Annotated in this window: 1 protein-coding gene; it reads right to left on the bottom strand. The window is 60.7% G+C overall.

Annotated elements, in window-relative coordinates:
* Nucleotides 1-332: 332 nt before the first annotated feature.
* On the bottom strand, nt 333-1,237 hold a 905-nt coding region (locus JCM12296_RS34950; RefSeq protein ID WP_054702805.1), incomplete at its 5' end, for a beta-ketoacyl-[acyl-carrier-protein] synthase family protein.

Raw genomic sequence — 1,237 nt, 5'->3', positions numbered from 1 at the left:
CTTCCCCCCGCACGGCACGCGGCCAGGTGGCGGCCAGGCTGCTGCCCAGGGCGGTGGCGATGTCGTAGCCGACGACATAGACTTTGCGGTTGAGCGGTGCTTTCATATCAACTCACAATCAAACGAGCATAACATCATGACACGGTGGCCAAGTGGCGAATGTCAAATATCCAATGACAAATGTCAAATGGTGGTATTCTGTCCATTCTATAATCGATTCAATCCTTCAATTGACATTTGGGTTTTGGCATTTGACATTCGTTGATTCAAGATATTTGGCCTCTACGCTTTTGGGGTTCCCTGTGTTTTTCCCATGACCATGATTCCCTTCGTTAGATCCGCCGGAAGACGACACAGGCGTTGCAGCCGCCGAAACCGAAGGCGTTTTTCAAAACATGCTCCTGTGCTACCGGGCGGAGTCCCTCGGCCACGCAATCGATGGGTATTTGCGGGTCCGGTTGATGGTTGATCGTGGGTGGCAGCACCCCGTCGCGCAGGCCCAAAAGGGCGAAGATCGTCTCGATGGCGCTGGAGGCGCCCATGGCGTGGCCGATCAGCGATTTGTTGGCCGTTACCGGCGGCAGGTGATCGCCGAAGACATCGCGAAGGGCGTCGAACTCCACCTGATCGCCGGCCCGCGTGGAGGCGGCATGGGCATTGACCGCCTGGATCTGATTCGGCGTTATACCGGCATCGGCGATGCTTTCGGCGATGCAGCGCCGCACCGTGGGAAAATGGGGCGCCACGAAATGGTGGGCGTCCGAAGTCATGCTCCAGCCGGCGATTTCCACATCAAAGGGAAGGCCGCGTTCGCGGGCAAAGCGCTTGCCGGCCAGGAGAATGCAGCCGGCCCCCTCGGAGACCACGAACCCGCGGCGATGCGCGGAAAAGGGGCGGCTGACCGTAGCGGGCGCATCAAACGGGCTGTCCGGTTTGGGCACGAAGGCGGCATTCATGGTGGCGAACCCGGCCAGGATCGGTTCCACCAGGGAAAAATCCACGGCCCCGCAGACCACCACGTCGGCACGGCCCAGTTCGATCAGCATGGCACCGGTGATCATGGAGGTCAGGCCGGTGGCGCAGGCCGTGATGGTGGTGGTGATCGGGCCGGTGGCACCGGTGAGCATGGAAACCTTGCCGGCGATCATGTTGATGCAGGCATTGGGATTGACGCAGGGCAGGGGCAGGCTGCCCTTGGCGATCCACTTGCGGTCGGCGTCCAGGATCGCATCCAGGC

The sequence above is a fragment of the Desulfosarcina cetonica JCM 12296 genome, assembly GCF_001311845.1.
Lineage (GTDB): Bacteria > Desulfobacterota > Desulfobacteria > Desulfobacterales > Desulfosarcinaceae > Desulfosarcina > Desulfosarcina cetonica.
Note: the sequence above shows the minus strand (reverse complement) of the source record. Positions and strands in the feature narration are given on the sequence as shown.